The sequence below is a fragment of the Desulfobacterium sp. N47 genome, assembly GCF_051233685.1.
In the GTDB taxonomy this organism is placed as follows: Bacteria; Desulfobacterota; Desulfobacteria; order Desulfobacterales; family RPRI01; genus RPRI01.
Map to the genome: position 1 here is coordinate 1 of NZ_JBAMMY010000017.1, position 1,076 is coordinate 1,076.

The window sequence follows — 1,076 nt, forward strand, 5'->3', positions numbered from 1 at the left end:
TCATATTATCATCCTTTCTTGAATTGGTGAATTTAAGAAGATAATAGAGCATTCTCTTTATTAAATCAATATGTTATTTGGTATTTCAACTGCTTTTTATAAAAATAATCGGATCAATGCGAGACTTTTGAAATTACCTCCTTTATTTAGCCTTATCGAGGTTGTGGATGAATTAATTGATTATGATAGAATAATTCAAGAACTCCCTGGGATATCCTATTCACAGATTAATGGGGCTATTTCATTTTTAAGAAAAGTCGCACAATTTAATATGAAAAATATTGATATTGACGATACCTTAGATGATGAACTTGCTGCTAATGATAGTTTTTTATCTGAATTGAGAAAGGCTTTTGCTGATAAAGGGGATACCCGTGTGCTCAATTTCGGTTAATTCAATTACTGATGAACAATTACAAATGCTTGAACATTCGGGGGATAAAAATATGATCGAAAAACGTCTCTATGAATATGCAAAAGAGGCGAATATACAAACCCCATCCACACTTGATTTGCCTAAATGTCATATGAGCAGAATGCCCAGCGATCTTAAGGATATTAGAAAAGTTAGAATCGGAAGACACAGAGTTTATTTTACTGGATATCACACCGAATGTTCTTACAATGTCTTTTATATTAAAAAGTTTAAGAGGTCTGGTCAAAATGATGAAGATAATCGCCAATTTCAAAAAATATTAGCAGCCTCAAATTGTGAACCCCATGTGCGTATCATTGAAAAGCCAAAGTCCCAATAAGCCACGTTGACCTTCGGCTATAATTGCCGCCATTACTGGTTTCTCTGGTGAATTAGCCGGATTTGGTATAACGCAGCATATAATCTTTATTTAGCTTTCTCATTCAATTATCAAAGAACAATAAAAAAATATTTACATAACAAATCGTTCAAGCGGACGGAGTACCGCCGCTTAACTCTACGTTATAAAACAAAAAATACATAATAAAGGAAAACCAAAATGTTCAAAACGTCTATATGCCCTCATTGTCATAAGATATTAAGCGTAAGTCTTGACCCACTTGCGCTGAAGGCGGATATCGTTTCAGAATTTTTGAAGGCC

The 1,076-nt window shown here is 33.8% G+C and carries 2 protein-coding genes; both read left to right on the forward strand.

The annotated features are described in order from the left end of the window. Positions 1-127: 127 nt before the first annotated feature. The gene (locus tag VXK47_RS00500) at positions 128-394 is read left to right on the forward strand and encodes a hypothetical protein (protein WP_435546814.1); all 267 of its coding nucleotides are present in this window, start codon (positions 128-130) and stop codon (positions 392-394) included. 52 nt (positions 395-446) lie between these two features. Next, a complete protein-coding gene (locus VXK47_RS00505; RefSeq protein WP_435546815.1) occupies positions 447-755 on the forward strand; it encodes a hypothetical protein in 309 nt (102 codons plus the stop codon). The last annotated feature ends 321 nt before the right edge of the window (positions 756-1,076 follow it).

Excerpts from the sequence above, each read along its gene's own strand:
- VXK47_RS00505 (WP_435546815.1), top strand. The coding sequence starts at position 447 with ATGATCGAAAAACGTCTCTATGAATATGCAAAAGAGGCGAATATACAA.